General features: G+C 66.5%; 21 protein-coding genes. 11 read left to right on the top strand and 10 right to left on the bottom strand.

The genetic code is table 11. From position 1 onward, the window contains the following. Nucleotides 1-102 precede the first annotated feature (102 nt). Entirely contained in the window at nucleotides 103-1,566 is a 1,464-nt protein-coding gene (locus tag E3T50_RS04675) for a sugar porter family MFS transporter (protein WP_134550808.1), read from the bottom strand. A gap of 124 nt (nucleotides 1,567-1,690) precedes the next feature. Between E3T50_RS04675 and E3T50_RS04670 the strand changes: the two genes are divergently transcribed. Continuing rightward, a complete protein-coding gene (locus E3T50_RS04670) occupies nucleotides 1,691-2,611 on the top strand; it encodes an oxygenase MpaB family protein (RefSeq protein ID WP_134550807.1) in 921 nt (306 codons plus the stop codon). Here E3T50_RS04670 and E3T50_RS04665 read toward each other — a convergent pair. The 4 genes from E3T50_RS04665 to E3T50_RS04650 form a co-directional block, all read right to left on the bottom strand. Then, complete coding sequence (locus E3T50_RS04665) at nucleotides 2,593-3,639, bottom strand: hypothetical protein (protein ID WP_134550806.1); 1,047 nt, start codon at nucleotides 3,637-3,639, stop codon at nucleotides 2,593-2,595. The two genes, E3T50_RS04670 and E3T50_RS04665, sit on opposite strands and share 19 nt — an antisense overlap. 78 nt (nucleotides 3,640-3,717) lie before the next feature. Beyond that, nucleotides 3,718-4,356 carry a MerR family transcriptional regulator gene (locus tag E3T50_RS04660; RefSeq protein ID WP_134550805.1) on the bottom strand — a complete coding sequence of 213 codons (639 nt, stop codon included), beginning with the start codon at nucleotides 4,354-4,356 and terminating at the stop codon, nucleotides 3,718-3,720. Between the two features lie 48 nt (nucleotides 4,357-4,404). Next, nucleotides 4,405-5,688 (bottom strand): M18 family aminopeptidase, encoded by a 1,284-nt coding sequence (locus E3T50_RS04655; RefSeq protein WP_134550804.1) that lies wholly within the window; start codon nucleotides 5,686-5,688, stop codon nucleotides 4,405-4,407. A gap of 81 nt (nucleotides 5,689-5,769) precedes the next feature. After that, nucleotides 5,770-6,516: a hypothetical protein gene (locus tag E3T50_RS04650; protein ID WP_134550803.1), complete on the bottom strand. Its 747-nt coding sequence runs from the start codon at nucleotides 6,514-6,516 to the stop codon at nucleotides 5,770-5,772. A gap of 152 nt (nucleotides 6,517-6,668) precedes the next feature. On the opposite strand from E3T50_RS04650, the gene E3T50_RS04645 reads away from it, so the two are divergent. The 4 genes from E3T50_RS04645 to E3T50_RS04630 all read left to right on the top strand — a co-directional run bounded on the left by E3T50_RS04645 (nucleotide 6,669) and on the right by E3T50_RS04630 (nucleotide 11,322). Continuing rightward, nucleotides 6,669-8,816 (top strand): RecQ family ATP-dependent DNA helicase, encoded by a 2,148-nt coding sequence (locus tag E3T50_RS04645; protein WP_134550802.1) that lies wholly within the window; start codon nucleotides 6,669-6,671, stop codon nucleotides 8,814-8,816. Nucleotides 8,817-8,978: 162 nt separating this feature from the next. After that, a complete protein-coding gene (locus E3T50_RS04640) occupies nucleotides 8,979-9,782 on the top strand; it encodes an amino acid ABC transporter substrate-binding protein (RefSeq protein WP_134464336.1) in 804 nt (267 codons plus the stop codon). A gap of 12 nt (nucleotides 9,783-9,794) precedes the next feature. Beyond that, a complete protein-coding gene (locus E3T50_RS04635; RefSeq protein ID WP_134464338.1) occupies nucleotides 9,795-10,463 on the top strand; it encodes an amino acid ABC transporter permease in 669 nt (222 codons plus the stop codon). Further along, nucleotides 10,450-11,322, top strand: a complete 873-nt coding sequence (locus E3T50_RS04630; protein WP_134550801.1) for an amino acid ABC transporter ATP-binding protein — start codon at nucleotides 10,450-10,452, stop codon at nucleotides 11,320-11,322. The genes E3T50_RS04635 and E3T50_RS04630 overlap by 14 nt, the downstream gene beginning before the upstream one ends. Before the next feature lie 25 nt (nucleotides 11,323-11,347). Here the strand turns inward: E3T50_RS04630 and E3T50_RS04625 are convergent, their stop codons facing one another. The 5 genes from E3T50_RS04625 to E3T50_RS04605 form a co-directional block, all read right to left on the bottom strand. After that, nucleotides 11,348-11,644: a hypothetical protein gene (locus tag E3T50_RS04625; protein ID WP_134550800.1), complete on the bottom strand. Its 297-nt coding sequence runs from the start codon at nucleotides 11,642-11,644 to the stop codon at nucleotides 11,348-11,350. After that, nucleotides 11,641-11,964 carry a hypothetical protein gene (locus E3T50_RS04620; RefSeq protein ID WP_134550799.1) on the bottom strand — a complete coding sequence of 108 codons (324 nt, stop codon included), beginning with the start codon at nucleotides 11,962-11,964 and terminating at the stop codon, nucleotides 11,641-11,643. Before E3T50_RS04620 ends, E3T50_RS04625 begins: the two co-directional genes overlap by 4 nt. Before the next feature lie 168 nt (nucleotides 11,965-12,132). Next, complete coding sequence (locus E3T50_RS04615; protein ID WP_134550798.1) at nucleotides 12,133-12,672, bottom strand: 5' nucleotidase, NT5C type; 540 nt, start codon at nucleotides 12,670-12,672, stop codon at nucleotides 12,133-12,135. 90 nt (nucleotides 12,673-12,762) lie between these two features. Beyond that, on the bottom strand, nucleotides 12,763-15,840 hold the full coding sequence (locus tag E3T50_RS04610) for an AAA family ATPase (protein ID WP_134550797.1): 3,078 nt from the start codon (nucleotides 15,838-15,840) through the stop codon (nucleotides 12,763-12,765). Continuing rightward, nucleotides 15,837-17,003 (bottom strand): exonuclease SbcCD subunit D, encoded by a 1,167-nt coding sequence (locus E3T50_RS04605; RefSeq protein ID WP_134550796.1) that lies wholly within the window; start codon nucleotides 17,001-17,003, stop codon nucleotides 15,837-15,839. Before E3T50_RS04605 ends, E3T50_RS04610 begins: the two co-directional genes overlap by 4 nt. A gap of 198 nt (nucleotides 17,004-17,201) precedes the next feature. Here E3T50_RS04605 and E3T50_RS04600 point away from each other — a divergent pair, with 198 nt between their 5' ends. From E3T50_RS04600 to E3T50_RS04575, 6 genes are all read left to right on the top strand, one after another. Continuing rightward, nucleotides 17,202-17,990: a DeoR/GlpR family DNA-binding transcription regulator gene (locus tag E3T50_RS04600; RefSeq protein WP_134550917.1), complete on the top strand. Its 789-nt coding sequence runs from the start codon at nucleotides 17,202-17,204 to the stop codon at nucleotides 17,988-17,990. Continuing rightward, nucleotides 17,987-18,988: a 1-phosphofructokinase family hexose kinase gene (locus E3T50_RS04595; RefSeq protein ID WP_134550795.1), complete on the top strand. Its 1,002-nt coding sequence runs from the start codon at nucleotides 17,987-17,989 to the stop codon at nucleotides 18,986-18,988. Before E3T50_RS04600 ends, E3T50_RS04595 begins: the two co-directional genes overlap by 4 nt. Further along, complete coding sequence (locus E3T50_RS04590) at nucleotides 18,985-21,009, top strand: PTS fructose transporter subunit IIABC (RefSeq protein ID WP_134550794.1); 2,025 nt, start codon at nucleotides 18,985-18,987, stop codon at nucleotides 21,007-21,009. The genes E3T50_RS04595 and E3T50_RS04590 overlap by 4 nt, the downstream gene beginning before the upstream one ends. Nucleotides 21,010-21,084: 75 nt before the next feature. Next, a complete protein-coding gene (gene ptsP / locus E3T50_RS04585) occupies nucleotides 21,085-22,827 on the top strand; it encodes a phosphoenolpyruvate--protein phosphotransferase (RefSeq protein WP_134550793.1) in 1,743 nt (580 codons plus the stop codon). 70 nt (nucleotides 22,828-22,897) lie between these two features. Then, entirely contained in the window at nucleotides 22,898-23,176 is a 279-nt protein-coding gene (locus E3T50_RS04580) for an HPr family phosphocarrier protein (RefSeq protein ID WP_105035781.1), read from the top strand. Between the two features lie 172 nt (nucleotides 23,177-23,348). Continuing rightward, nucleotides 23,349-23,600: a hypothetical protein gene (locus E3T50_RS04575; RefSeq protein WP_134550916.1), complete on the top strand. Its 252-nt coding sequence runs from the start codon at nucleotides 23,349-23,351 to the stop codon at nucleotides 23,598-23,600.

The following is a 23,600-nucleotide window of genomic DNA, read 5'->3' as shown; positions in this document are numbered from 1 at the left end:
CACACTCCACAATCATTGTGGTGTGAAGTTATCTGCAAACCCGACGCGATGCGACGGCCCGTTCGGGGGCTTGTAGGTAACGCCGCATACTGTCTGACATTCCTACTTGTCTGCGGCTGCCTTCTTGGCCGAGTTCTTCGGCGGCAGCAGGGTGTCGGCTTCTTCAAGCGACATGCCGTTCGTTTCGGGGACTTTGCGCAGCACGAACCAGAACGAGAGCCCGGCGAACAGCGCGTAGAGGCCGTAGGTGATCGGCAGGGACGCGCCGGCCATCGGCGGAAAACTGACCGTGATGAGAAAATTCGCGATCCACTGGGCGGCTGCCGCCAGTCCGAGAGCCTTGGCGCGAATCGAGTTGGGGAACATCTCCCCGAGGAGCACCCACACCACCGGTCCCCAGGAGGCACCGAACGAGATCACGAACAGATTTGCGGCGACGAGTGCGATCGGCGCCCACGCGCCGGGCAGGTTCAGGGCGCCGCCCACTGTGACCGACTGGCTGAAGGCGAGCGCCATCGTGGCGAGTGAGACCGTCATACCGATGGAGCCGGCCAACAGTATCGGCCGTCGGCCGATCCGGTCGACCAGGGCGATCGCGACGAGGGTGACCAGAATGTTGGTAACCGACGTGATCACGGAGATGGTCAGCGAGTTGGATTCTTCGAAGCCGACCGCGCTCCAGAGGGTGGTCGAGTAGTAGAAGATCACGTTGATGCCGACGAATTGTTGGAACACCGACAGGATGATGCCGACCCAGACGATCGGCTTGAGCCCGAACGAGCTACCGCGCAGCGACCCCGATTTCTTCGACCGGGCGTCGACCTCGATCGAGCGACGCATGTCGCGAATCTCGCGGTCGACGTCGCCGCTCGGCCAGAGCCGGGTGAACACGGCGCGGGCGTCCGCTTCTTTGTCTTTCAAAATGAGAAAACGAGGGGATTCCGGAAGAAGGAACGCGATGCCGCCGTAGACGATGGCCGGCACGGCGCCGGCGAGGAACATCCAGCGCCAGGCCGCCAAGCCGAACCAGAACTCACCGCCGGCCCCTCCCGCGCTCCCGGCGAACACGGCGTCGGAGAGCAATGCGGTGAAGATGCCGAGGGTGATCGCGAGCTGCTGCAGCGAGCCGAGACGTCCGCGCATCTGCCGCGGTGAAATTTCGGCGATATAGGCCGGCGCCACAACGGATGCGAGGCCGATGCCGAGTCCGCCGACGATCCGCCAGATGATCAGGTCGACGACACCGAACGCCAACCCCGAGCCGATCGAGCTGACCAGAAACACCACTCCGCCGAGAATCATCATGGGGATGCGTCCGTAGCGATCGGCGAAGCGCCCACCGAAGAAAGCGCCGGCCGCAGCGCCGAGCAGTGCACAGGCAACGGCGAACCCGGTGAGGGCGGCGTTCAGGCCGAATTCCTGCTGCACCGCGTTGACGGCTCCGTTGATGACCGAGGAATCAAAGCCGAACAGGAAACCACCGAGGGCCCCGGCGACGGCCAGAGCGATAACTTTTCTGTTGGTGCTCGGCGTGCCGACATTCTTCGGCTTCGCGGACGCGGTCATCGTGCTGTGTCGGTCAATTGCCGCCTCCTGTGTCGATTGTTCAACGTGACCAGCCTACGTCCGGTGTCGGCGCGCCGTCGCCGTTCGCGGCCGGCGCCCAGCGAGGCGGCGCTACGATCCGAGGATGGGCAGATTCATTGACAGCTGGCGCTCGCACCTTCTGGTGACACTTTCGGGCAACAGCGACGGGCGGCCGAAATGGGTTGAACAGATCGCCACGGGAGACGACCCGGGATTTTTCGGCCCGGGAAGCGCCGCGTGGGCCGTGCACGGCGGAATGGCGACCATGGTCGCGGGCATTCGCGCCCTGCTGATGCAGACCCTGCACCCCGGCGCCATGGCCGGCGTGCACGACTGGTCGCGGTACCACGAAGATCCGCTCGGCCGCCTCTCCGGAACGATTCAGTGGCTCGTCACGGTGACCTTCGCCGACACCGTCGTCGCGGAACGCGAGTCTGGTCGGGTAGCCCATTTTCACGATCGGGTGGCCGGCAGCTATATCGATGCCCGTGGGGAGGAACGCTCCTATGCTGCGGGTGATCCCGAGCTGTTGTCCTGGGTGCACGTGGTGTTCACCGATGCTTTTCTGCAATCGCACCTGCTCTGGGACGACGCCATTCCCGGCGGCGCCGACGGCTACGTGCGGGAATGGGCGATCGCCGGAGAACTCATCGGCGTGCAGGATGCCCCGCATTCGGCCGATGAGCTCGCCGCCCAACTTGAGGCGTTTCGCAGCGCCGGAACCCTCAAAAGCGACGCCCGCGTGGCCGACGCGGTGCGCTTCATCCGCTACCCGCCGCTCAGCCGTGGCATGCTGCCCTTTTATAACATCATGTTCGCCGGTGCCGTGGCGTCGATCCCGCGCGAGTATCGCGACATGCTCGGTCTGAAACGATCCCGCCTGCCCGTCATCTGGGGTACCCGGCTCGTTCTCGGCGTCGTGCGCGCCCTGCTCGGCCCCACGTCGACTTCAGAGGATGCCGCCCTCGATCGGATTGCGCGCATCGAACGGGCGCAACAGCTGGGTCACCCCAGCGAGCCGTGACTCCACCGGTCACGCGTTGACAGCGCGGTCTGCCCGCGCTGGGCCCGACGCCGCGCGCCCAGCACCAGAATCACCGTGATGGCACACGCGGCGCTCAGGTACAGCAGGGCGGCGACGATGGTCGTGAGCGTGCTCGGGCGCACGATGGATTCACCGGCCAGCGCTTGCAGGGTGAGCAGGAGAAGAATGCCGCTGTAGAGGGCGGTGACAGTGACCACGATCGCGACGCGGAAGCGTTCGGGCCGGAGGGCAGGCATCCGTTTCATGAGCAGTTCGACTATCAGGGCGGCGAGCGGAATCAGCTGCAGGGCGTGCATGCCGACGAAGTGGGGAATGCGCAGGTCGCCGGCCACCGTGCTCCAGCCAAGAATGGGGATACCCTGGCCGCCGTCGGCCAGGCCGACGGTATGGGCGCCGGCGATGCCCTGGAAATTGTCGAGCTGGGCCGCGGTTGGGCTGGTCATGAGAAAGGCGAGGCCCATTCCGATGACGGCAATCACAATCCCGGAGCGGATGGCGACGGTGCGCGCGCCGTCGCCGAGGGCAGCGCCGCCGCGTCGCCCGCCGAACACGAGCAGAGCGGTGACGACCATCGCCGCGAACCAGACGATGACGATCGAGACCGCCATGATGCCCCAGATCGCGGCATGAAATGCAGTGGAGACATTGAAATGGCTCGTCGTCGCGCCCACGGCGGCGCCGACGATCGCGACCATTTCAACCAGGAGTAGCACGGCGCTGATCGTGCCGGCCCACCAGGCGAAGCGGCGGCCGCGCCGGAGCAGGCCGATCAGCCACGCGAGGGTGACGCTGTAGATCACGATGGACAGCGCGAATTTGAGCGGCTTGGCCCAGAGCGGAAGCCCGGTCACCTCACGGTGATCGACGATCAGGCCGATGCTGCTCACGATCGCGAGAACCGTCATGGCGGCGGCGACCGCGAGCAGCGGGCGATGCCAGGCGATGCGGGCGGGGAGTTCGCCGGACTGCGAGGTTGCGGCGGCGGTAGAAGTGCTGGCGCGGAACATGGTAGCTCCTTCGGTCAGAGGGGTTATGGTGCGGTCGGTCCGGGTTGTGGAGCGCCTCGGTCTCGGGACGGGGCGGTGTTACGGGGTCTGGTGGTCGCGCGCGGGAACGGCGGAATAGCGCAGTGCGGAGACGTGCTCCTGGGCGGCACGGCGCAATGCTGAGAACAGAGCGTCGCCGAGCACGGTTCCCACGACAACGGTCTGGGCCTGGGCGGCTCGGTCGGGGAGGGCTGCGATCTCGTCGATATCGGCTTCGGCGACCAAGAGAGCGGCGTGTGCGTAGCGGGTGAGCCAGCCGCGGGCATCCTGCTGACCGACCTCATCGAGCGACTCGATGACCCGCGCGGCGGCGAGGCGACCCGGATTGTGGGCGGAAACGAGCCATCCGTTGAGAACCGCGTCAACTCGATCGAGCGCGTGGCGGTCGATGCCGGCAGGGTCGATACGTTCCGACACCGTGCGCTGTGCGATCGCGAAAGTGTCTTGCAGTGGCAGGTCGGAGTCGATGGCGGCGAGCACCTCGCGGGTGTCGGCGACCGCCAGGCCGCCAACCTCGATCAGGCTGCGGATCAGACGCAGTCTGGCCACGTGCGCAGGGCCGTAATCCGCCTGGTTGGGCGCGGTGCGCTCCCCCGCCGCGAGCAGGTTTTCGCGTAGATAGAACTTGACGGTGGCGACGCTCACCCCGCTCACCGCGCTCAACTCGGCCATCTTCATATAGATAGTATAACTATCTGATAGTTACGGTGTCTATAAGTGCACGGATTAGACCTCGGGTGCGAAGAAGGCCGCGGTCGCCGCCGCGAGCGCCGGCGGATCATTGACGTGGCACAGTTCCCGCGCGGAATGCATGGACAGCAGCGGCACACCCACGTCTACGACGCGGATGCCGAGCCGCGTCGCGGTCAGTGGCCCGATGGTTGATCCGCAGGGAACCGTGTTGTTCGAGACGAATTCCTGATATTGGACGTTCGCCTGCGCGCAGGTGCGGGCCCAGAGGGCGGCTCCGTGGGCATCCGTCGCATAGCGCTGGTTGGCATTGATTTTCAGTAACGGACCACCGCCGAGAATGGGGGTGTTGGCAAGATCGTGGCGCTCGCGATAGTTCGGGTGCACGGCATGCCCGGCGTCAGCGGAGAGGCACCACGACTCGGCGTAGGACTGCAGCCGGTCCGACCCGGTCGCGCCGAGGCCGTGGCCGATGCGGGTGAGAATGTCGTCCAGGAAGGGGCCGCTCGCGCCGGAGCGGGACTGCGAGCCGAGCTCCTCGTGGTCGAAGGCCGCGAGGACGCTGATCGGGCCGGTGTGCGCGTCGTGCCTGCTGCGTTCGATCAGGGCGCGCAGCCCGGCGTATACCGAGGAGAGGTTGTCGAGGCGGCCGGCGGCGAACAGCTCGTGGCCGAGACCGAAGGTGGCGGGCGCCTGGGTGTCGGCGGTGAGGATGTCGTACCCGGCGACATCCGCTGCCAAAATTCCCGCCAGACCGGCCAGGTGCGCAACCAGGTCAGCCTCGAACGGATCACCGACACCGAAGACGGGCGTGAGGTGGCGTTGCCGGTCTAGGGTTAGACCGTTGTTCACCTCGCGATCGAGGTGCACGGCGAGCTGCGGGATGCGCAGGAACGGCCCGGTGCGCACGAGGCGCTCGGTGCCGTCCCGGGTGACCAGACGGCCGGCGAGTTCGAGTTCGCGGTCCAGCCACGAGTTCTGTAGCGGCCCGCCGTACACCTCGACGCCGGCCTGCAGCCAGCCGTGCGCGCCGATCGTGGGCTTGGGTTTGAGTTTGAAACCCGGGGAGTCGGTGTGGGCACCGAGAATGCGAAACGGTGTGGTTGGCCCGGCGCCGACCGGCTGTGACCAGGCGATGACGGCGCCGTCGCGCACGACGTAGTGGCCGGCGGCAGCGTCGATCCAGTTCTCAGACTCGATCAGCCGGGTGAAGCCGGCAACGTCGAGGCGCCGGGCGACTTCGGCCGCAGCGTGGTACGACGATGGTGACGCTGCGAGAAAGGCGGAGAAATCGGCGATGTAGTCGGGCGTTGCGTCCATTCGTCCATCCAACCACCCGTGCAGGGCAGCGGATGCCGCGGTCAGCCGCCGGTCAACTTCCCGTTGGCTCCGAGACGCTGCCTAATCGGACGACACGTCGTTCGGTGCGTCGGACTGCAGCGCTGCGCGCGCGAAGGCAGCACCACCGACGGTGACCGTGCCGCGGTCGCCGTGCCAAGCCTCGGTCTGTTCGAATACCCCGAGGCGGTCGAGCAGGTTCCATTTCGTGTCGACGAGGTGCCAGACCGACTGCGTCGTCGGTTCCTGGCCGTCGGACTGCACCCAGCCGAGCGAGCCAAGCGAGCGCGACAGGGTCGTGAGGTAGTCCTCGCGGCGAGCCAGGTCGCGGGTCGCGACGAACAACAGCAGCAGGCGGGTGGCGTCGCTCACAGCAGGCGTACGACTGTGGTGAATGGTGCGGGCGAGATGCCACCAGAGTTCACGGGGATCTTGCGCGAGGGCGCGCCCCTTGACGGTGAGCACGAGCGTCCCCTTGCTGACCCGCAGCAGTCCGACAGCGCGCAGGTGCCCACGCAGCTCCTGCAACGGACGCAGGTGCACCTCGCGGTTGACGCTGATCGGCCAGCCCCAGTCGAGCTCGGCGGACGCTTCGACGATGACCGCCGGCGGCAGGTGTCCCGCCTTGGTCAACCGGATGCCGTCGGCCCCGACCCGGTTCAAAATCCATTGCGCCGGAGCGATCATGCGCGCCATGGCCCGCTGCTGCAGCAGGATTGGGTCGCCCACCCTGGCCTGCCCGATAAGTCGACGGAAACCGCCGACGGCCTGTTCCGGCAGTCGCGTTTCGATCTCCTGAATCACGTTCACCCACCGAGCCTACTGAGCGATCCCGTTCGGAGACAATGAATGTCCCGCGACACGCGTGGTGCACCACGCCCCAGCACCACCCTCGTGATCCCCAGACCGGCATGCGATGCGGCGAGGCGGGCAGTGTCGGCGCTATCTGGCACCCTTGAAGGATGACCGACACCCGCGCATCCGCTCTGGCCATTCTGCGCACCCTCGTAGGGCATGAGGACGCCGCCTTTCACGACGGACAATACGAGGCGATCGACACCCTCGTCGACCAGCGCAAGCGCGCCCTCGTCGTGCAGCGCACCGGGTGGGGCAAATCGGCCGTGTACTTCGTCGCGACCCTGTTGCTGCGGCGCCAGGGCGCCGGCCCGACTATTCTGGTGTCGCCGCTCCTGGCCCTGATGCGGGACCAGGTCGCCGCCGCGGCCCGCGCCGGCGTCCGGGCGGTGTCGATCAACTCGTCGAACGCACACGAGTGGACCACGGTGTTGCGCCAGCTCGACGCCGACGAGGTCGATGTGCTGCTGGTCTCGCCCGAACGACTGAACAATCCGTCTTTTCGCGATGAGCAGCTGCCCGCCCTGATCGCCAGGGTCGGCCTGCTCGTGGTCGACGAAGCGCACTGCATCTCCGACTGGGGCCACGATTTTCGCCCGGACTACCGCCGCCTGCGCGACCTGATCGCTCAGATGCCGGCGGGCGTGCCCGTGCTCGCCACGACGGCGACCGCCAACAGCCGCGTCGTACAGGATGTCGCGGAACAGGTGGGCATGGTCGCCGCCGGTTTCGCAAGCGCTGGCACCACCGACAGTGCCGCCGAGGTCGTCACAATCCGCGGCCCGCTCGCCCGATCCTCGCTGCGGCTCGGCGTTCTGCGCCTGCCCGATTCGCGCGCCCGTCTGGCCTGGCTGCTCAGTCACCTTGGCGACCTGCCGGGCAGCGGCATCATCTACACCCTGACCGTGGCGGCCGCCGAGGACACCGCCCGGCTGCTGCGAGAGGCCGGACACGCGGTGCGCGCCTACACCGGGCAGACCGACACGGCCGAACGCGAAGAGTCAGAGGGGCTGCTCAAGACCAACCAGGTCAAGGCGTTGATCGCCACGAGTGCCCTTGGCATGGGATTCGACAAACCCGACCTCGGCTTTGTCCTGCACCTGGGAGCACCGTCCTCCCCCGTTGCGTACTACCAGCAGGTCGGCCGTGCCGGCCGGGCCACTGCCTCGGCCGACGTGCTGCTGCTACCCGGGGCCGAAGACGAAGCGATCTGGCACTATTTCGCAACCGCCTCGATGCCCAATCAAGCGAAGGCCCTGGCCGTGATCGGCGCGCTCGACGCCGCCGGCACGCCCCTGTCGACGCCGGCCCTCGAGGCCAGGGTCGACCTCAGGCGTACCCCGCTCGAGCTGCTGCTCAAGGTGCTCGACGTCGACGGCGCGGTGCACCGGGTGAAGGGGGGCTGGCAGTCCACCGGGCAGCCCTGGGTCTACGACGCTGAGCGCTACGAACGCATCGCCGCGGCGCGGCTGGGCGAGCAACAGGCGATGCTCGAATTTGAAAGCACCGCTGGCTGCCGTATGGAGTTTCTGCAGCGCGCCCTCGATGACGATACCGCCGTGGCCTGCGGCCGCTGCGACAACTGCCGCGGCGTCTGGTATCCGGTCGATCTGGCCGCGGGATCCGACGCCAAGGCTGCGCAATCGCTCGACCGGGTCGGCGTCACCATCGATGTGCGTGCCCAGTGGCCCACCGGCATGAGCAGCCTCGGCGTCGCGGCCAGCGGAAAGATCCCGCTCGCCGAACGCGCCGAGCCCGGACGCGCCCTGGCCCGGCTGACCGACCTCGGCTGGGGCGGCCCCCTGCGTGATCTGTTCGGCACCCAGGCCGCGGATGCCCCGGCCTCGCCGGCCATGCTGGCCGCCTGTGTGCGCGTGCTCGCCGAGTGGGGGTGGGCCGAGAGACCGGCGGCCATCGTCTCGATGCCATCGCGGCGGCATCCGCTGCTCATTGATTCGGCGGCCCGATCGCTGGCCGACGTGGGCCGGCTGCCCTGGCTCGGCGCCCTGGACTGGGCCAACGGCGGTCCCACCGGGGAACCCGGCGGCAACAGCGCCTACCGCCTGCAGGGCGTGTGGGACCGCTTTGCGGTCGGCCCCGCACTCGCCGCTGCGCTCGCCCCGTTCGCCGGTCGCCCCGTCTTACTCATTGACGACCTGGCTGACAGCCGATGGACCGTGACGGTGGCGGCCCGGGTGCTGCGCCAGCACGGTGCCTCTGCGGTGCTGCCGTTCACTCTGGCCCTGCGTTCATAGCGGCAGAAATCATGTCGCTGCGCCATCGGACGTAACCGGAATATTCGCGGCCGGTAGCGACTTGTTACGCTAAGGACGTCGATAACCGCGGCCTCCGCACATTCTGGAGCGGCACCCGCACAACCCGCGCTCGCCCCAACTAGTTCGTTAGGCGTTTCTTTGATGAAGCTCAGATTTATTCCGGCCGCTGTGCTGTCCGTCGTCGCCCTCACCCTCACCGGCTGCTCCGCGTCGAACGGCGACAGCGCAACCGGCACCGACGATTCCCTCAGCAGCGTACTCGACTCCGGCACGCTCGTGATCGGCACCGAGGGCACCTATCGGCCGTTCTCGTTCCACGAAGGCGGTTCGGGCGAGCTCACTGGCTACGATGTCGAGGTGGCGCGAGCTGTCGCCGCCGAGCTCGGCGTCGACGCCGCGTTCGAAGAAACCCAGTGGGACGCCATCTTCGCCGGCCTCACCGCCGGCCGCTGGGACATGATCGCCAACCAAGTGTCGATCACCCCGGAACGCGTGGGCTCGTACGAGTTCTCCACGCCCTATACCTACTCCACCGGCGTCATCGTCGTTCCCGCCGACAATACGTCGATCACGTCGTTCGCCAGCCTCAAGGGCCTCACCACGGCGCAGTCGCTGACCAGCAACTGGAACGCGCTGGCCACCGAGAGCGGTGCAACCGTCGAAGCCGTCGAGGGCTGGGCCCAGTCGGTCACCCTGGTCGAGCAGGGTCGAGTGGATGCCACGGTCAACGACAAACTGACCTTCCTCGACTACCAGAAGTCCACCGGCGCCGACAACCTGAAAATCGCCGCCGAGACGACGGAACGTTCGGAGAGTGCATTCGCCTTCGCGAAAGACGGCACCGCGCTGGCCGAGGCCGTGAACGAGGCGCTCGCGACCCTCACCGCCGACGGAACGCTCGCCGAGCTCTCCGACAAGTACTTCGGCGCCGACGTCAGCCAATAGCTCGACTATTCGATGATTCAGCCTGATTGGGAGTTGTTCGTCAGCTCGCTCTGGCCACTGCTGGACGGCGCGGTGCGCGGCACGATCCCGCTTGCCCTCACGTCGTTCGCGATCGGTCTCGTGCTCGCGCTTGTGCTTGCGCTCATGAGGTTGTCGGCGAAACGTGTCCTCTCCGTCATCGCCCGCGGCTACATCTCAATCGTGCGCGGCACGCCGCTGCTCGTGCAACTGTTCGTGATCTTCTACGGGCTGCCGTCGATCGGCGTCACGATCGAACCGTGGCCAAGCGCTGTAATCGCCTTCTCCATCAACGTCGGCGGTTATGCCGCCGAAGTCATCCGCGCAGCGATTCTTTCCGTGCCGAAGGGCCAGTGGGAAGCCGCCTACATGATCGGCATGTCCCACAGCCGCGCCCTCGCCCGCATCATCCTGCCGCAGGCTGCCCGGGTTTCGGTGCCGCCCCTGTCGAATACGTTCATCAGCCTAGTCAAGGACACCTCACTCGCCTCCCTGATTCTGGTCACCGAACTATTCCGTGAGGCGCAACAGATCACGGCCTTCAGCCAGAAATTCATGCTGCTCTACCTTGAAGCAGCCCTCATCTACTGGGTCATCTGCCTGGTGCTCTCCACCGGCCAGGGGTTTCTCGAAAAGAGATTGGACCGCTATGTCGCCCGCTGATCTGCCGGCCGAGCCGGTTTCCAGGGCGGACGCTGGGGCACCCTCCCTGCTCCGCGTGCGCGGACTGCAGAAGAGTTTTGGCAGCGACCGGGTGCTGGACTCGGTGGATTTGACGGTCGGCCGAGGTCGGGTGCTCGCGCTGATCGGACCGTCCGGCTCGGGCAAGACGACCATCTTGCGCTGCCTGAATGGCTTGGAACTGCCCGAGGGCGGCACGATTGAGGTCGCGGCGGCCCCCACCAATGCCGACAGTGTTGGTACCGGCACTGGCGGCCGCCGGGGGGCCACCTCCGCCGTATCGATGGCCATAGATTTTGCCGCGAGCCCCTCACCGAAAGAGCTCGGTGCCCTGCGCGACCGATCGGCAATGGTGTTTCAGCACTACAACCTGTTTCCACACAAAACCGTGCTGCAGAACGTGATCGAGGGGCCTGTGGTCGTGCAGCGCCGCCCGGTGGCCGAGGTCATGACCGAGGCGCTTGCCCTGCTCGAGCGGGTCGGCCTCACCGACAAGCGCGACAGCTATCCGTTTGAACTGTCCGGCGGCCAACAGCAGCGGGTCGGCATCGTGCGGGCGCTCGCCCTGCGGCCGCAACTGCTCCTGTTCGACGAGCCGACATCCGCTCTCGATCCCGAGCTGGTCGGCGACGTACTGCGCCTGATCAAGGAACTCGCCGATGAGGGCTGGAGCATGGTGATCGTCACCCACGAACTCGAATTCGCTCGCGAGGTCGCGCATGAAATCGCCTTTGTCGATGGCGGTACCATCGTCGAGCACGGCAACGCGAAACAGCTTCTGCGGCATCCGCAGCAGGAACGTACCCGTCAGTTTCTGCACCGGCTGCTCAATCCGTTCTAGGATTTGGCAGCTGGCACCAAAATCGTTACCCGTGCGGCGTGATACTGACAACAGTGATGCGGTCGAGACCAGGGCCGTAGTGCCAGTAGATGCGCCCGGCCGTGGGCGTCTGGTTCTCGATATAGGAGTCCCAGACGGTCTCGCCCTTCTTGCCAGCCAGGGACACGTACTTGTGCGAGCGTAATGCGGGGTCGTCAGGATTCAGCTGCAGGCGACCGAGCGCAGTGCGAACCCGTTGGAGGCGACCGATCAACTGTGGTTTCTTTTCGAGAAGTGACAGCCCCGACGTCGCTTCCCGCGTGAGGAGCAGGGTGAAGCTCATGGCTTCGGCGCGTCGAACGCTGCTGTCTCCTCCGGCTCCTCGTCGGCGTACCGGGTGAAGTCGCCGCCCTCGCTCGTCTCGTCGTTGCTACTCTGCTCGAGGCCACGCACCAGGGCGGCGCGGATAACTTCGTCGTCCCACACCAAGAGCTCGCGACGGGGAATGGATACCAGTGGAGTCAGAAGAATTTCACCCTCAGCGTTCACGGCGACGGCGTAACGATCGTCGCGGTGCACGCCAGCTTTACCAAAAGCCATTCTGGAGCGCTCATCCGCACTGACTTCACCCATCGGAACGAAGTCCGATTTCAGTTCTGTCATCTTCTTCAGTTCCACCATCGTCTTCACCCAATCGTCTGGTGGCGCGGAGCGGTCGAGGTAAATCACCGCGTCCGACGAGCGCCTGCCTGAAAGTGAGATTACCCCAGATTTACAGGTGGGTAAACCCCTACTCAGGACATTTAAACGATGTCTTATCGGCCGTCCGAGTCAGCAAGGCAGCGCCGCCGAGTCCTGCCGAGCAGATCGGTGCAGCGACCGAGGTGCACGCGCTGGGCACGGTGCGCTGTCGGCTCGTTCCAGCAGGTAGCGGGTCACCGTATTCCAGTCGGGAAACATCGGGGTCATGAACTTGATCAACTCGCCCTCGAACCGGTCAGCACCAATGGCTGACCCATCGTCGACGAGAAAATCACCCCGGTTGAGATGCTTGTGGTGCGAGATGATCAGCCGTTTGTAGGCCGGTCCGCCGGTATCAGCTCCGAGATGTTCCTGCACCCACTCGAGCTTGTGCTGCCAGGCGCTCGCATTACCCCAGGGAGCCATGGAGAGAATATAGGTGTCGAAGGACTGGGCGAGCGTGTGAAAGGCGTCGATGGCACCGCTGATCGGTTCCATCCGGGCGAAAATGCCAGGCACTTCGTCGAGCCGCTTCTCATAACGGATGTACTCGGCGTTGGTGAGTCGGTCGATTCCCGACTGCACGTTGACGAGGGTGTTGTCGAGGTCGATGTAGAGGATCTTCTTCATTCGGGCTCCCTGGCGCGGCGCGCTTCGTTGCAGCAACGCATCGATCGTGACAGGGTCGCAGCGGAACGGCAAGACCTGCGGCCAACCCCGTCACGACTGGCCGCCGCCACCGGGGTCACTCGGCGGCTGGTCAGCCTCGATTCGGCTGTAGCCCGCGTCGGTGACCGTGATACGCAGCGCCGCCGGAATCTGTTCCTTCATGGAATCGACGTGGCTGATCAGGCCGATCGTACGTCCGCCGGCGCGTAGGGTATCGAGTGTACTCATGGCCGTCTCGAGGGTTTCACTGTCGAGCGAGCCGAAGCCCTCGTCGACGAACAGCGTATCGAGCGTGATGCCGCCGGCTTGCCCGGTCACGACCTCGGCCAGTCCGAGAGCGAGGGCGAGGGATGCGAGGAACGTTTCGCCGCCCGAGAGGGAGTGGGTCGCGCGGGCGCGACCGGTGTATTCATCGCGAATGGCGAGTCCCAGCCCTGACCGTGCCCCGCCGAAGGCGAGCGAATCGTCGTGCTCGAGGGAGTAGCGGTCACTGGTCATGGTGCGTAGGCGCGTGTTGGCGGCCGCCACTATTTCTTCGAGCTGGGCCGCCAGTACATAGTTCTCCAGTCGCATCCGCTTGGTATTGGGTTCGTCACCGTGCACAGCATCGGCCAACTCGCGCACCTGCTGGTAATCGGATTGCAGCGCACCAGACACCGCAAGCGCAGCGGCGGCTCGGCCCACGATGGCCGCGAGGGCGCGCGTGCGATCGAGCAGGGAACCGTGCGTCGTCAACGCGGCGTCGCGGGCCGTGCTCGAGGCGACGACAGCGAGCCTGGACGGTTCGAGGAGGACCGTTTCGTCGGGCAGGTCGGCTAGGTCGGGATGGGCGAGGGTCGCGCGGGCCGCCGCCAGAGCGTCATCGTGCACGCGCAGGGCATTCGTACGCCGCTCAATCTCGGTCTGGTCGAGCTTGGCGGCCTGCGCTGCTTCGGCAGTGAGGAAGCCTTCGTCAACGAGTTGCGCAAACAGGTGTGTCTCGGCGGCATCCCGGTGCGCACGGCGCTGGTCGACCAGCATCAACGCTGCCGCCAAGGTTCGTGCGATGACCAGGTGAGCGCGCAGGTACCCGACCTGCCCCTGAACACTCTCGAACTCGCCGCGCTGCTCGGTGAGTCGGTCGACGACGGTCGTTCGCTGACTGACCCGGGCGGCATGCGCCGTGACGGCGCGGTCGCGGCCTTCCCGAATCGACTCAAGGCTCGAGGCCGCCCGGGTCATGGCGGCATGCAAATCAGAGAGTTGGGCGTGCATCGCGGGCAGCCGCGTGGCGGCCCGGCCAGCCAGCTCGTGCGCTGTGGTTGCCGCGTCGTGCTCGGCCTTGAGGGCACGGACCTCGCCGCCACGGGTCAGGGCGCGGGCTTCGGCGAGGCGAAGGTCGACCGATTGCACGACGCTCTGGGCGATCACGAGTTGACCTTGCCGGTCAGCAACGGCGGTGCGGGCAGCCTCCAAATCGTGCGGCCCGACCGACTCTTGCTCGAGACGTGCTGGTTGCGGGTGCGCGGTCGACCCACAGACCGCGCAGGCGTCGCCGGTGACCAGCCGGGTGGCCAGCTCGGCGGCAAAACCCGAGAAACGACGTGCGAGCACGCCCTCGTAGTGCGCGGCCGCAGCAGCGTTGTCGCCGCTCGCGGTCAATTCCTCCTGCTGCGCGGTGAGCAGGGTGGCGCTGAGCTGGTCGACGGCCTGCGCGGCCTCAAGGGTCAGCAGTGCGCTCTCCAGCGCGATCGTCGTGTCATGACGGCGCGCGGCCAGCAGCAGAGTCGCCGAGTGCTCGGCCGTGAGCGTGGCAATCTGCTCGGGCAGGGCCTCCAACTCCGCCCGCGCCGCATCGAGCGCACGAGAATGCTCCTGCTGTGTCGCGAGCAGGTCAGCGATCTCGACGTCGAGCCCGGGGATGGCGCGCTCATCGGCCACGGCGTTGTCGAGAGCGCCGAGGCGGCCGAGCAGCACGTCAATCACCGATTGGATCTGCTCGAGCGATTCGGGCGGCAGAGCTTGCGGGTGGTCATTACCGCTACCGGACGGATGCAGGCCGGCAGTACCGGCAGTACCGGCAGTACCGGCATCTTCGGCCAGAGGCGCTGCCGTTCGATTCTTCCGGCGCTCGGCCCGCGCCGTCGCCAGTGCCGCCTCTGCCACCTCACAGGCGAGCGCAGCATCGCGGCGCGCACGAATCTGCGGCCACACCCGGGCCGCGCGCTCTGCGGACTGCAGGTCGGCGCGATCTCGGGTGGTGTCGACGTGTCTGGCTTGCAGCGCGGTCAGCTCGGTCATCGCGCTGGATCGCCGCAGCTGACGCTCATGGGTGTGCACGAGAGACTCGTGCCGGCCCGTGGCCGCAGCCAGGTGGTCGTTGCTGCGTGTGACCAGCACGGTCGCCGCGTCGCGCTGGGTCACGAGGTCGTGTTGGGCGGTGGTGAACCACTGCGCGGTGGGGGCGCCGAGTGAACCCTCGCTCTGCAACAGCAGCGCAGCCGCCGCCTGGTTCTCGTCGAGGTCGCGCTGGCCCATCGCGAGCCGTTCCCCGAGACCCTTGCGGCGCAGGATCAGCGCGGCCTCGAGCTGGTCAAACCGACTCGTGTTGAACAGGCTGCGCAGAACCGCACGGCGCTCCTCGGTCTTTGCCAGCAGAAACCGTTGGAACCGGTTCTGCGCGAGCAGGATCACCTGCAGAAACTGATCGACCTTGAGCGGCAGAATGGCATCGAGCTCGTGCCCGACGGTTACGAGCTTGGCCGCGATTCCACGCCAGTCGCCGTCATCCCACACCTGCAAGACCGCGGTGGGAGCGGCCGTGGTGACGCCGGTTCCGCTCTTTTTCGGTCGCTCATAGGCGGGGCTGCGTCGCAGCCGATACCGGGCCTCGTCGACGCTGAAGTCCAGTTCGACGAAGGTGGGGTCGCCAGGCTCGCAATGGTCGCTGCGCAACTTGAGCTCACCGCTGTCAAAGCGCGGCACCGAGTTGTACAGGGCGAAGCAGATTGCGTCGAGAAGACTCGACTTGCCGGCACCGGTCTTGCCCGAGATGAGGAAGATGCCGTCGGCGTCGAATCGTTCGAAGTCGACGATCTGCTCGTTCTTGAAGGGGCCGAACCCGGCGAGTCGTAGGCGCAGAATTTTCATGAGTTGACCGCCTGCGCGGACTGTTCGGTCAACAGTTCGGCCACAAGTGCACTCTCAAAATCGGTCGGCCCGACCCCGTTTCGCACGAACGCGAGAAATCCGGCGATGATCTCGGGGTCACTCGTGGCCGCGCCGATGCGCTCGGAGTAGCTGGTGTCGCCCGGATCAACCCGAATCGCCGGGCGGTGTTCGAGCGCGACCGCGTGCGCAAAACGGGTTTGCAGCGAGCGCATGGCTTCGAGCGGTCGCACCTGGTCGGTGAGAACGGCTTTCACCCAGTCACTCTCGTTCTCGGCGCACGCCGCGCCAGCGAGCAGGTCGACGAGTTCGCCGGTGAGCACCGCGAGCCGGCGTGGCACGGGCAGGTCGACCCACTCGACCGCGCCCAGGCCCGCGGCGTCCAGTTCGACGAGCCAGGCTCCGCGCGGCTTGCCGACCTCGGAGAAGGAGTAGTGCAGAGGCGCTCCGGAGTAACGCACTCGCTCGGTGAGAGTGGCCCGCCCGTGGATATGGCCGAGCGCGACGTAGTCGCAGCCGTCGAACACGCTCAGCGGCACGACGTCGAGCCCGCCGGCGGTGATATCGCGCTCCACATCGCTCGACTCGGTGGCCGGGGCGACGCCGGCCGCAAAACAGTGGGAGAGCACGAGGCTGCGGCCCCCGCGGGCGGCCAAATCGTCGCGAATGCGGGTCATGGCGAAGTTGAGAACCTGCTCGTGGGTTTTCAACAGCACGCCGGGGTGCCGGTGGCGAATGAGCACGGGCTCCAGGTACGGAATGCCGTAGAAATGCACCGGACCGTGTTCGTCGGTGATGGTGATCGGGTCGAGATACTGCTCGGGCCGGGTCACGATGTGAATTCCGGCCAGGGCAGCCCACTCCGACTGAAAGCCGAGCCGGGTGGCCGAATCGTGGTTGCCGCTCGTCATCACGACGGATGCCCCGGCCGCTTTGATCCGCCGCAACACGCGGGTCAGCAGCGCGTAACTCTCTTTTGAGGGCATGGCGGAATCGAATACGTCGCCCGCCACAGCCACGACGTCGACACCACGCTCTTGCACCACCAGCACGAGCGCATCCAGCACGACACCGAGGTGCTCGAGCGTGGAATGGGTGTGGAAGGTGCGCCCGATGTGCCAGTCCGAGGTGTGCAGAATCTTCATGCCATTCACGCTACCGGGGCCCACTGACAGGACCCACCGACCGGGCCGACCGCGCATCCGCGCAACGCTGCTCGCGCCCGGCCGCTCAGCTTTATTCTTTGTTTATCTTCTTTTTTCTTGACAAACAAAAATAAACACAGCTAAAGTCAATGAATCCAACTTTTTGTGACAATGTCACTCACCGTCGAGGAGGCATTCGTGTTCGCCGAAGAACGTCAACTCTTGATCGCCGCACTCGTGGTAACCCAGGGCCGAGTCACCGTGGCCGACCTGGCCACGCGATTCGCCGTCACCGCCGAGACCGTACGCCGCGACCTCGACACCCTCGAAGCCGCCCGCCAGTTGCGCCGAGTGCACGGCGGAGCCGTCGCCATCGACCGCCTGAGCCTGTCGGAACCGAGCCTCGACGAACGCCAGACGCAGCGTCTCGACGAAAAATCACGCATTGCCGACGCGGCCATGCGCATGATTCCCTCGAGCCGCACCGGTTCGATCCTGCTCGACGCCGGAAGCACCACCGAGCGCCTCGCCGACCGCCTGGCCGGCTGGATCCCCACCGTCACCGGTGACCAGCTGCTCGTGATCACCAACGCGGTGCCGATCGCCGGCATGCTCTCCCGCAACGAGACGATCCAGCTGCACATTCTCGGCGGTCGCGTGCGTGGACTGACCAGCGCCATCGTCGGCGCCGGCACCGTCGCGCAGCTCGGTGCGCTCCGACCCGACATCGCCTTCATCGGCGCCAACGGCATCAGCGCCGCGTTCGGGCTCAGTACGCCGGACTCGGTCGAAGCGGCCGTCAAGTCGGCGATCGTCACCTCGGCCCGGCGGGTCGTCGTGCTCGCCGACGCCAGCAAGCTCGACCAGGAAACACTGGTGTGCTTTGCCACCCTCTCGGCGATCGATACCCTGATAACGGATGCTGCGCCATCCGCTGATCTTGCTGCCGCCCTCGCCGCGGCCGAGGTCGACGTGGTGATCGCATGATCGTCACCCTGACCCCCAACCCGAGCCTCGACCGCACCATCGAGCTGGCCGGCCCGCTCGCGCGCGGCGAGGTGCAGCGGGCGGTCGCTGCCCACGGCGAACCCGGCGGCAAAGGCGTCAACATCTGCCGCGCCCTCGAAGCGAGCGGCATCGGAAGCCTCGCCATTCTGCCGGGCGACGCCGACGATCCGGTGCTGCTCGCCCTGACCAGCCACCAGATCCCGCACCTCGGCCTGCCGATCGGCCAGCCGCTGCGCAGCAATGTCGCGATCACCGAACCCGACGGCACCACGACAAAGCTCAACGAACCCGGCCCGGTGCTGAGCCTCACCCAGCAGGACGCCCTCGTCGACCTCGTGCTTCAGCAGTCGGTCGGCGCGAGCTGGCTCGTGCTGGCCGGGTCGGTTCCACCCGGCGTGCCCGACGATTTCTATGCCCGAATCATTCGTGAGCTGCGCTCCCGACTCGGCAGCGACGCACCGAAGGTCGCCGTGGATTCCTCGGGCGGTCCCCTCGCCGCCGCGGCGCTGGCCCATCCCGATCTGCTCAAGCCCAACGGCGAAGAACTCGCCGAGCTCAGTGGACTCTTCGACGGCGACACGCTTGAAGCGAACCCCGACCTCGTGGTCGACGCGGCTCGCGTTCTCATCGCCGGCGGTGTCGGTGCCGTGCTCGCGACCCTCGGAGCGAAGGGTGCCGTACTCGTCACCGCCGAGGGCAGCTGGCTCGCTACCACTCCCCCGATGCGTGCCGTCAGCACCGTCGGCGCCGGCGACTCCGCCCTGGCCGGCTACCTGCTGCAAAGCAATCTCGGCGCGAGTGCCCCCGCCTGCCTGCGCCAAGCCACCGCCCACGGCGCCGCCGCAGCATCCCTACCCGGTTCCACTGTTCCCGCCCTGCACCAAACCAACCCCGGCGCCGTCACCGTGACGGACCTTGCCCCAGTACCGGCCCCCAGGCCGGTACTGGCCACACATCCAAAGGAGGATGACCAGTGAGTGCACTGATTATCCCGGAGCTTGTCGCTCTGGACACCTATCTCGGTTCCGAACCGAAAGACGTCATTCGGCACCTGGCCGAGCTCGTCGTCGCGTCGGGTCGAGCCACGGAAATCGAGGCTCTCTACGCGGATGCCCTCGCCCGCGAGGCGAAGACCGCCACCGGCATCCCGGGGGGCCTCGCTATCCCGCATTGCCGCTCCACCGCCGTGCTGGAGCCCACGCTCGCGCTCGCGCGCCTGTCGACCCCGGTCGATTTCGGCTCGAAAGACGGCCCGGCCGACCTCGTCTTTCTCATTGCAGCACCGGACGGTGCCGATCAGGAGCACCTGAAGATTTTGTCCAAGCTGGCCCGGTCGCTCATGAAGAAGGACTTCACCGCTGCGCTGCGCGATGCATCGAACACGCAGCAGATCGTCGAACTCGTCAACAACGTGGTTGCCCCCGTACCGGTTGCCGCTGGCGCCCACGCTGCCGGTAACAGTGCCAATACCGGTACCGGTCCAGCACGGACCGGCATGAAGCGAATCGTCGCCGTCACCGCCTGCCCGACCGGCATCGCGCACACCTACATGGCCGCCGACTCCCTGGTTGCCGCGGCTAAAGCGGTTGGAGTCGACCTCCAGGTGGAGACGCAGGGGTCGGCCGGCCTCACCCCGCTCGACCCCGCGGTCATCGCTGCGGCCGACGCTGTGATCTTCGCCGTCGATGTTGACGTGCGCGGCCGGGAACGCTTCGCTGGCAAGCCCGTCATCAACGCCCCGGTCAAGCGCGGCATCGACGAACCCGGCCGGTTGATCGAGGAGGCCCTCGCGGCTGCCCTCAACCCGAATGCCCGTCGGGTCAGCGGAACCGTTGACCAGAATGACGCGACGGAGAAGAGCGAGCACCTGGGCCAGAAGCTCAAGCGCGCGCTGCTCACCGGTGTCAGCTACATGATCCCCTTCGTCGCCGGCGGAGGCCTGCTCATCGCCCTCGGCTTTTTGCTCGGCGGCTACGCGATCACGGATGTAGCCGACAAGGTCGTGCTGAACAACAGCCTCTTCGATCTGCCGGACGGCGGGGCGAACGTTCTCGGCGGGTTGGGTGTCTATCTCGGGGCGGTCTTCTTCAAGATCGGCGCCCTGTCGATGGGCTTCCTGGTTCCTGCGCTGGCCGGCTACATCTCCTTCGCCATCGCCGACCGTCCCGGTATAGCACCGGGCTTCGTCGCCGGCTCCGTCGCCGGTTTCATGGGTGCTGGATTCCTCGGCGGTATCGTCGGCGGTCTGCTCGCCGGTGTCGTGGCCGCGAGATTCGCCAAGCTCAACGTTCCGCGTTGGCTGCGCAGCCTGATGCCCGTCGTAATCATTCCCCTCATCGCGTCGATCGTCGCCTCCGGTTTGATGTTCATCGTTCTCGGCGGGCCCATCGCGCTGCTGACCGCCGGTCTCGGTGACTGGCTGAACGGCATGACCGGGGCATCCGCTGTGATTCTCGGTGTCATCCTGGGCCTCATGATGGCCTTCGACCTCGGTGGCCCGGTGAACAAGGTCGCCTACGCGTTCGCCGTCGCCGGCCTCGGCGCGGCAAGCCTGGCCAACCAGGCGCCGTGGCAGATCATGGCCGCGGTCATGGCCGCCGGCATGGTGCCGCCGCTCGCAATGGCCCTCGCCACCGTGCTCGACAAGAAGCTGTTCAGCCTGGTCGAGCGTGAAAACGGCAAGGCGGCCTGGCTGCTTGGTGCCTCGTTCATCTCCGAAGGCGCCATTCCGTTCGCCGCCGCCGACGTCTTCCGGGTGATCCCGGCTGCCATGCTCGGCGCCGCCGTCACGGGCGGGCTGTCGATGGCATGGAATATCACGAGCAAGGCGCCGCACGGTGGAGTATTCGTGTTCTTCGCCATCGACAACTTCCTGCTGTTCCTGCTCGCGATCGTGATCGGTACTGTTGTATCGGCGTTCGCGGTCGTCGGGCTCAAGCGTTACGCGGTGCGGAAGCGCCCGGTTGATGCCCCGGAAGCCGTTCTCGTGAACGCGTGACCCGACAAGCACTAGATACCCGCGCGGAACGACACGCAGTACAGTGACGCCAGCCGCCCGCTGGGGATCAAAGGAATGAGGACGATCGTGCAGACGCTCCCAGGCAGTGCCAGTACAGACAAGTCCGAAACCGGCCGCACCTTCGCTGGAGTCGGAGTCAGCCCCGGACGCATCATCGGCTCCATTTTGTTGATGCCCCAGGCCGTGCGCGAGCCCGCCGTGGGCGATCGTCTGGCCGAGGGAACGTCGCCGGAGGAAGCATCCACTGCCTTGCGTGCCGCTGCGAAAGCCGTGCAGACCAACCTCACCACTCGCTCGGTCGGCGCCTCCGGCGCCGGCCGGGAGGTACTCGAGGCCACGGCTCTGATGGCGAACGACCCCATGCTGATCAAAGCGGCCGTCAAGCTCATCACCACCGGCACCTCGGCGGAACGCGCAATCTGGGACGCCGCCGCCTCGGTCGCCGAGATGCTGCACAACCTCGGCGGCTATATGGCCGAGCGAGCAACCGACGTTCTTGATGTGCGCGGGCGCATCGTCGCCGAGCTGCGCGGCGTTCCGGCCCCTGGAATTCCGTATTCGGACACCCCATTCATTCTGGTCGGCGAGGACCTTGCGCCGGCCGACACCGCCACCCTCGACCCGGCGAAGGTGCTCGCGCTGGTCACCTCGAGCGGTGGACCGCAATCGCACACGGCCATCATCGCGCGGGCCCTCGGGCTGCCGGCCGTGGTCGCCGCCGTGGGGGTCGACGCCCTCGCCGCTGGCATCCTGGTCTTCGTCGACGGGGCCGCCGGCACCATTATGGTCGACCCGGGCGCTGACGAGGTGGCCCTCGCGAATGGGTGGGCGACGACGACCGCCGCCCTCGCCGTGTTCGACGGGACCGGGCGGCTCAAGGACGGCCATCTAGTTCCGCTGCTCTCGAACGTGGGCGGTGCGAAGGACGCGGTCAAGGCCGCGGCGGCCGGCGCACAGGGCGTTGGCCTGCTGCGTACCGAATTCTGTTTTTTGGAACGCGACACCGAACCGTCGCTGGCGGAACAGGTCGAGGCCTACCGTGGCGTGTTCGATGCTTTTCCCGGCAAGAAAGTTGTCGTGCGCACCCTCGACGCCGGCGCCGACAAGCCATTGCCGTTTCTGACCGATGCCTCCGAGCCGAACCCGGCGCTCGGTGTGCGCGGTTACCGCACCGATTTATCGTCTCCCGGGGTGCTCGAGCGTCAGCTTGCAGCCATCGCGCTGGCGGCTGAGGGAACTGAAGCCGAGGTCTGGGTGATGGCCCCGATGATCTCCACCGCCGAGGAGGCCGAGCACTTCGCTGGCCTCTGCCAGGCCGCCGGGCTGCAGACGCCCGGTGTCATGGTCGAAGTTCCTTCGGCCGCGTTGACCGCGGCGAGTATTCTTGGGCACGTCGACTTCGTGAGTCTCGGCACCAACGATCTCACCCAGTACGCTATGGCGGCTGACCGCCAGCTCGGCCCGCTCGCCTCCCTCAACACGCCATGGCAGCCCGCCGTGCTGCAGTTGATTCGGTTGACCGTGGCCGGGTCCCGTGACGAGGGACACGACAAGCCTGTCGGGGTCTGTGGCGAGGCTGCGGCCGACCCCGCCCTGGCGGTCGTGCTGGTCGGACTCGGTGTCTCGACCCTGTCGATGACCGCGCGGGCCCTCTCCGCCGTGGCCGCCGTGCTCGCGAGCGTGACGCTCATTGAGACGCAGGGATTGGCCGCACTGGCTCTGACGGCGCACTCGGCCACGGACGCCCGTCGCATCGTTCGCGAGAAACTGCCCATACTTACTGAGTTGGGTCTCTAACTCAGTCACTCCCCGCTTCACCGCCCACACCTGTCGCCCTACTTTGCACTCGCCGATCCTGGAGGATCCCATGTCTGAACGAACCGCCGTTATCGCCAGCCGCGTCGGCCTGCACGCCAGGCCGGCGGGTATTTTTGTCGCCGCCGTCGGCGAGCTGCCCCTCGAGGTCACCATCGCCATGGCCGGCGAGCCGGCCGACGACGCCATGGACGCCTCGAGTATTCTCTCGATCATGAGCCTCGGCGCCTCCAACGGTGACACCGTCGTGTTGCGAGCTGAAGGGGAGGGTGCCGACGAGGCTCTGGAGTCCCTGGTCAAAATTCTCGAGACCGACCTCGACGCCGAATAGGAACGTGCAGTTCGGTAAAAGCCTTTACCCCGCACAACCACCTAACTATGCTGGGCAAATCGATCGGCATCCAGTTCGGTGCCGATGCGATCGGGGGAATCTTCCTGAAACCCCCGCTTTCACCCTGCGTGCGACGGAGAAGGACTCTACTGTGACCGAACGACAGACTTACCTGGGAAACGTCGAAAAGACCGCCGGAGACGAAGAGCACACCATCAAGGACTGGGCCGATCTCGGTCAGGAAATGTGGTCGTATCTCACCGGCAAGGGTGCAGCCATCAACTACAGCTTCATTGACATGGTCGTCGAGGTCCCGCGCGATATCGGCCCCGATGCACCGCGGGCCGTGTGGAAGCTCAACGGCACCCTGCGGGTGACCACGAGCGAAGAAAAAGCACTCGACTCCGATCCCGCCCGCGGCTAG

It is taken from the genome of Cryobacterium gelidum (assembly GCF_004403985.1).
Taxonomy (GTDB): domain Bacteria; phylum Actinomycetota; class Actinomycetes; order Actinomycetales; family Microbacteriaceae; genus Cryobacterium; species Cryobacterium gelidum.
Note: the sequence above shows the minus strand (reverse complement) of the source record. Positions and strands in the feature narration are given on the sequence as shown.

Coding starts and splice junctions, on each gene's coding strand:
- E3T50_RS04620 (WP_134550799.1), bottom strand. CDS start 11,964: ATGACAGAACTGAAATCGGACTTCGTTCCGATGGGTGAAGTCAGTGCG.
- E3T50_RS04670 (WP_134550807.1), top strand. CDS start 1,691: ATGGGCAGATTCATTGACAGCTGGCGCTCGCACCTTCTGGTGACACTT.
- E3T50_RS04615 (WP_134550798.1), bottom strand. CDS start 12,672: ATGAAGAAGATCCTCTACATCGACCTCGACAACACCCTCGTCAACGTG.
- E3T50_RS04655 (WP_134550804.1), bottom strand. CDS start 5,688: ATGGACGCAACGCCCGACTACATCGCCGATTTCTCCGCCTTTCTCGCA.
- E3T50_RS04625 (WP_134550800.1), bottom strand. CDS start 11,644: ATGAGCTTCACCCTGCTCCTCACGCGGGAAGCGACGTCGGGGCTGTCA.
- E3T50_RS04660 (WP_134550805.1), bottom strand. CDS start 4,356: ATGAAGATGGCCGAGTTGAGCGCGGTGAGCGGGGTGAGCGTCGCCACC.
- E3T50_RS04610 (WP_134550797.1), bottom strand. CDS start 15,840: ATGAAAATTCTGCGCCTACGACTCGCCGGGTTCGGCCCCTTCAAGAAC.
- E3T50_RS04580 (WP_105035781.1), top strand. CDS start 22,898: ATGTCTGAACGAACCGCCGTTATCGCCAGCCGCGTCGGCCTGCACGCC.
- E3T50_RS04640 (WP_134464336.1), top strand. CDS start 8,979: ATGAAGCTCAGATTTATTCCGGCCGCTGTGCTGTCCGTCGTCGCCCTC.
- E3T50_RS04595 (WP_134550795.1), top strand. CDS start 17,987: ATGATCGTCACCCTGACCCCCAACCCGAGCCTCGACCGCACCATCGAG.
- E3T50_RS04645 (WP_134550802.1), top strand. CDS start 6,669: ATGACCGACACCCGCGCATCCGCTCTGGCCATTCTGCGCACCCTCGTA.
- E3T50_RS04635 (WP_134464338.1), top strand. CDS start 9,795: ATGATTCAGCCTGATTGGGAGTTGTTCGTCAGCTCGCTCTGGCCACTG.
- ptsP (WP_134550793.1), top strand. CDS start 21,085: ATGAGGACGATCGTGCAGACGCTCCCAGGCAGTGCCAGTACAGACAAG.
- E3T50_RS04605 (WP_134550796.1), bottom strand. CDS start 17,003: ATGAAGATTCTGCACACCTCGGACTGGCACATCGGGCGCACCTTCCAC.
- E3T50_RS04665 (WP_134550806.1), bottom strand. CDS start 3,639: ATGTTCCGCGCCAGCACTTCTACCGCCGCCGCAACCTCGCAGTCCGGC.
- E3T50_RS04630 (WP_134550801.1), top strand. CDS start 10,450: ATGTCGCCCGCTGATCTGCCGGCCGAGCCGGTTTCCAGGGCGGACGCT.
- E3T50_RS04675 (WP_134550808.1), bottom strand. CDS start 1,566: ATGACCGCGTCCGCGAAGCCGAAGAATGTCGGCACGCCGAGCACCAAC.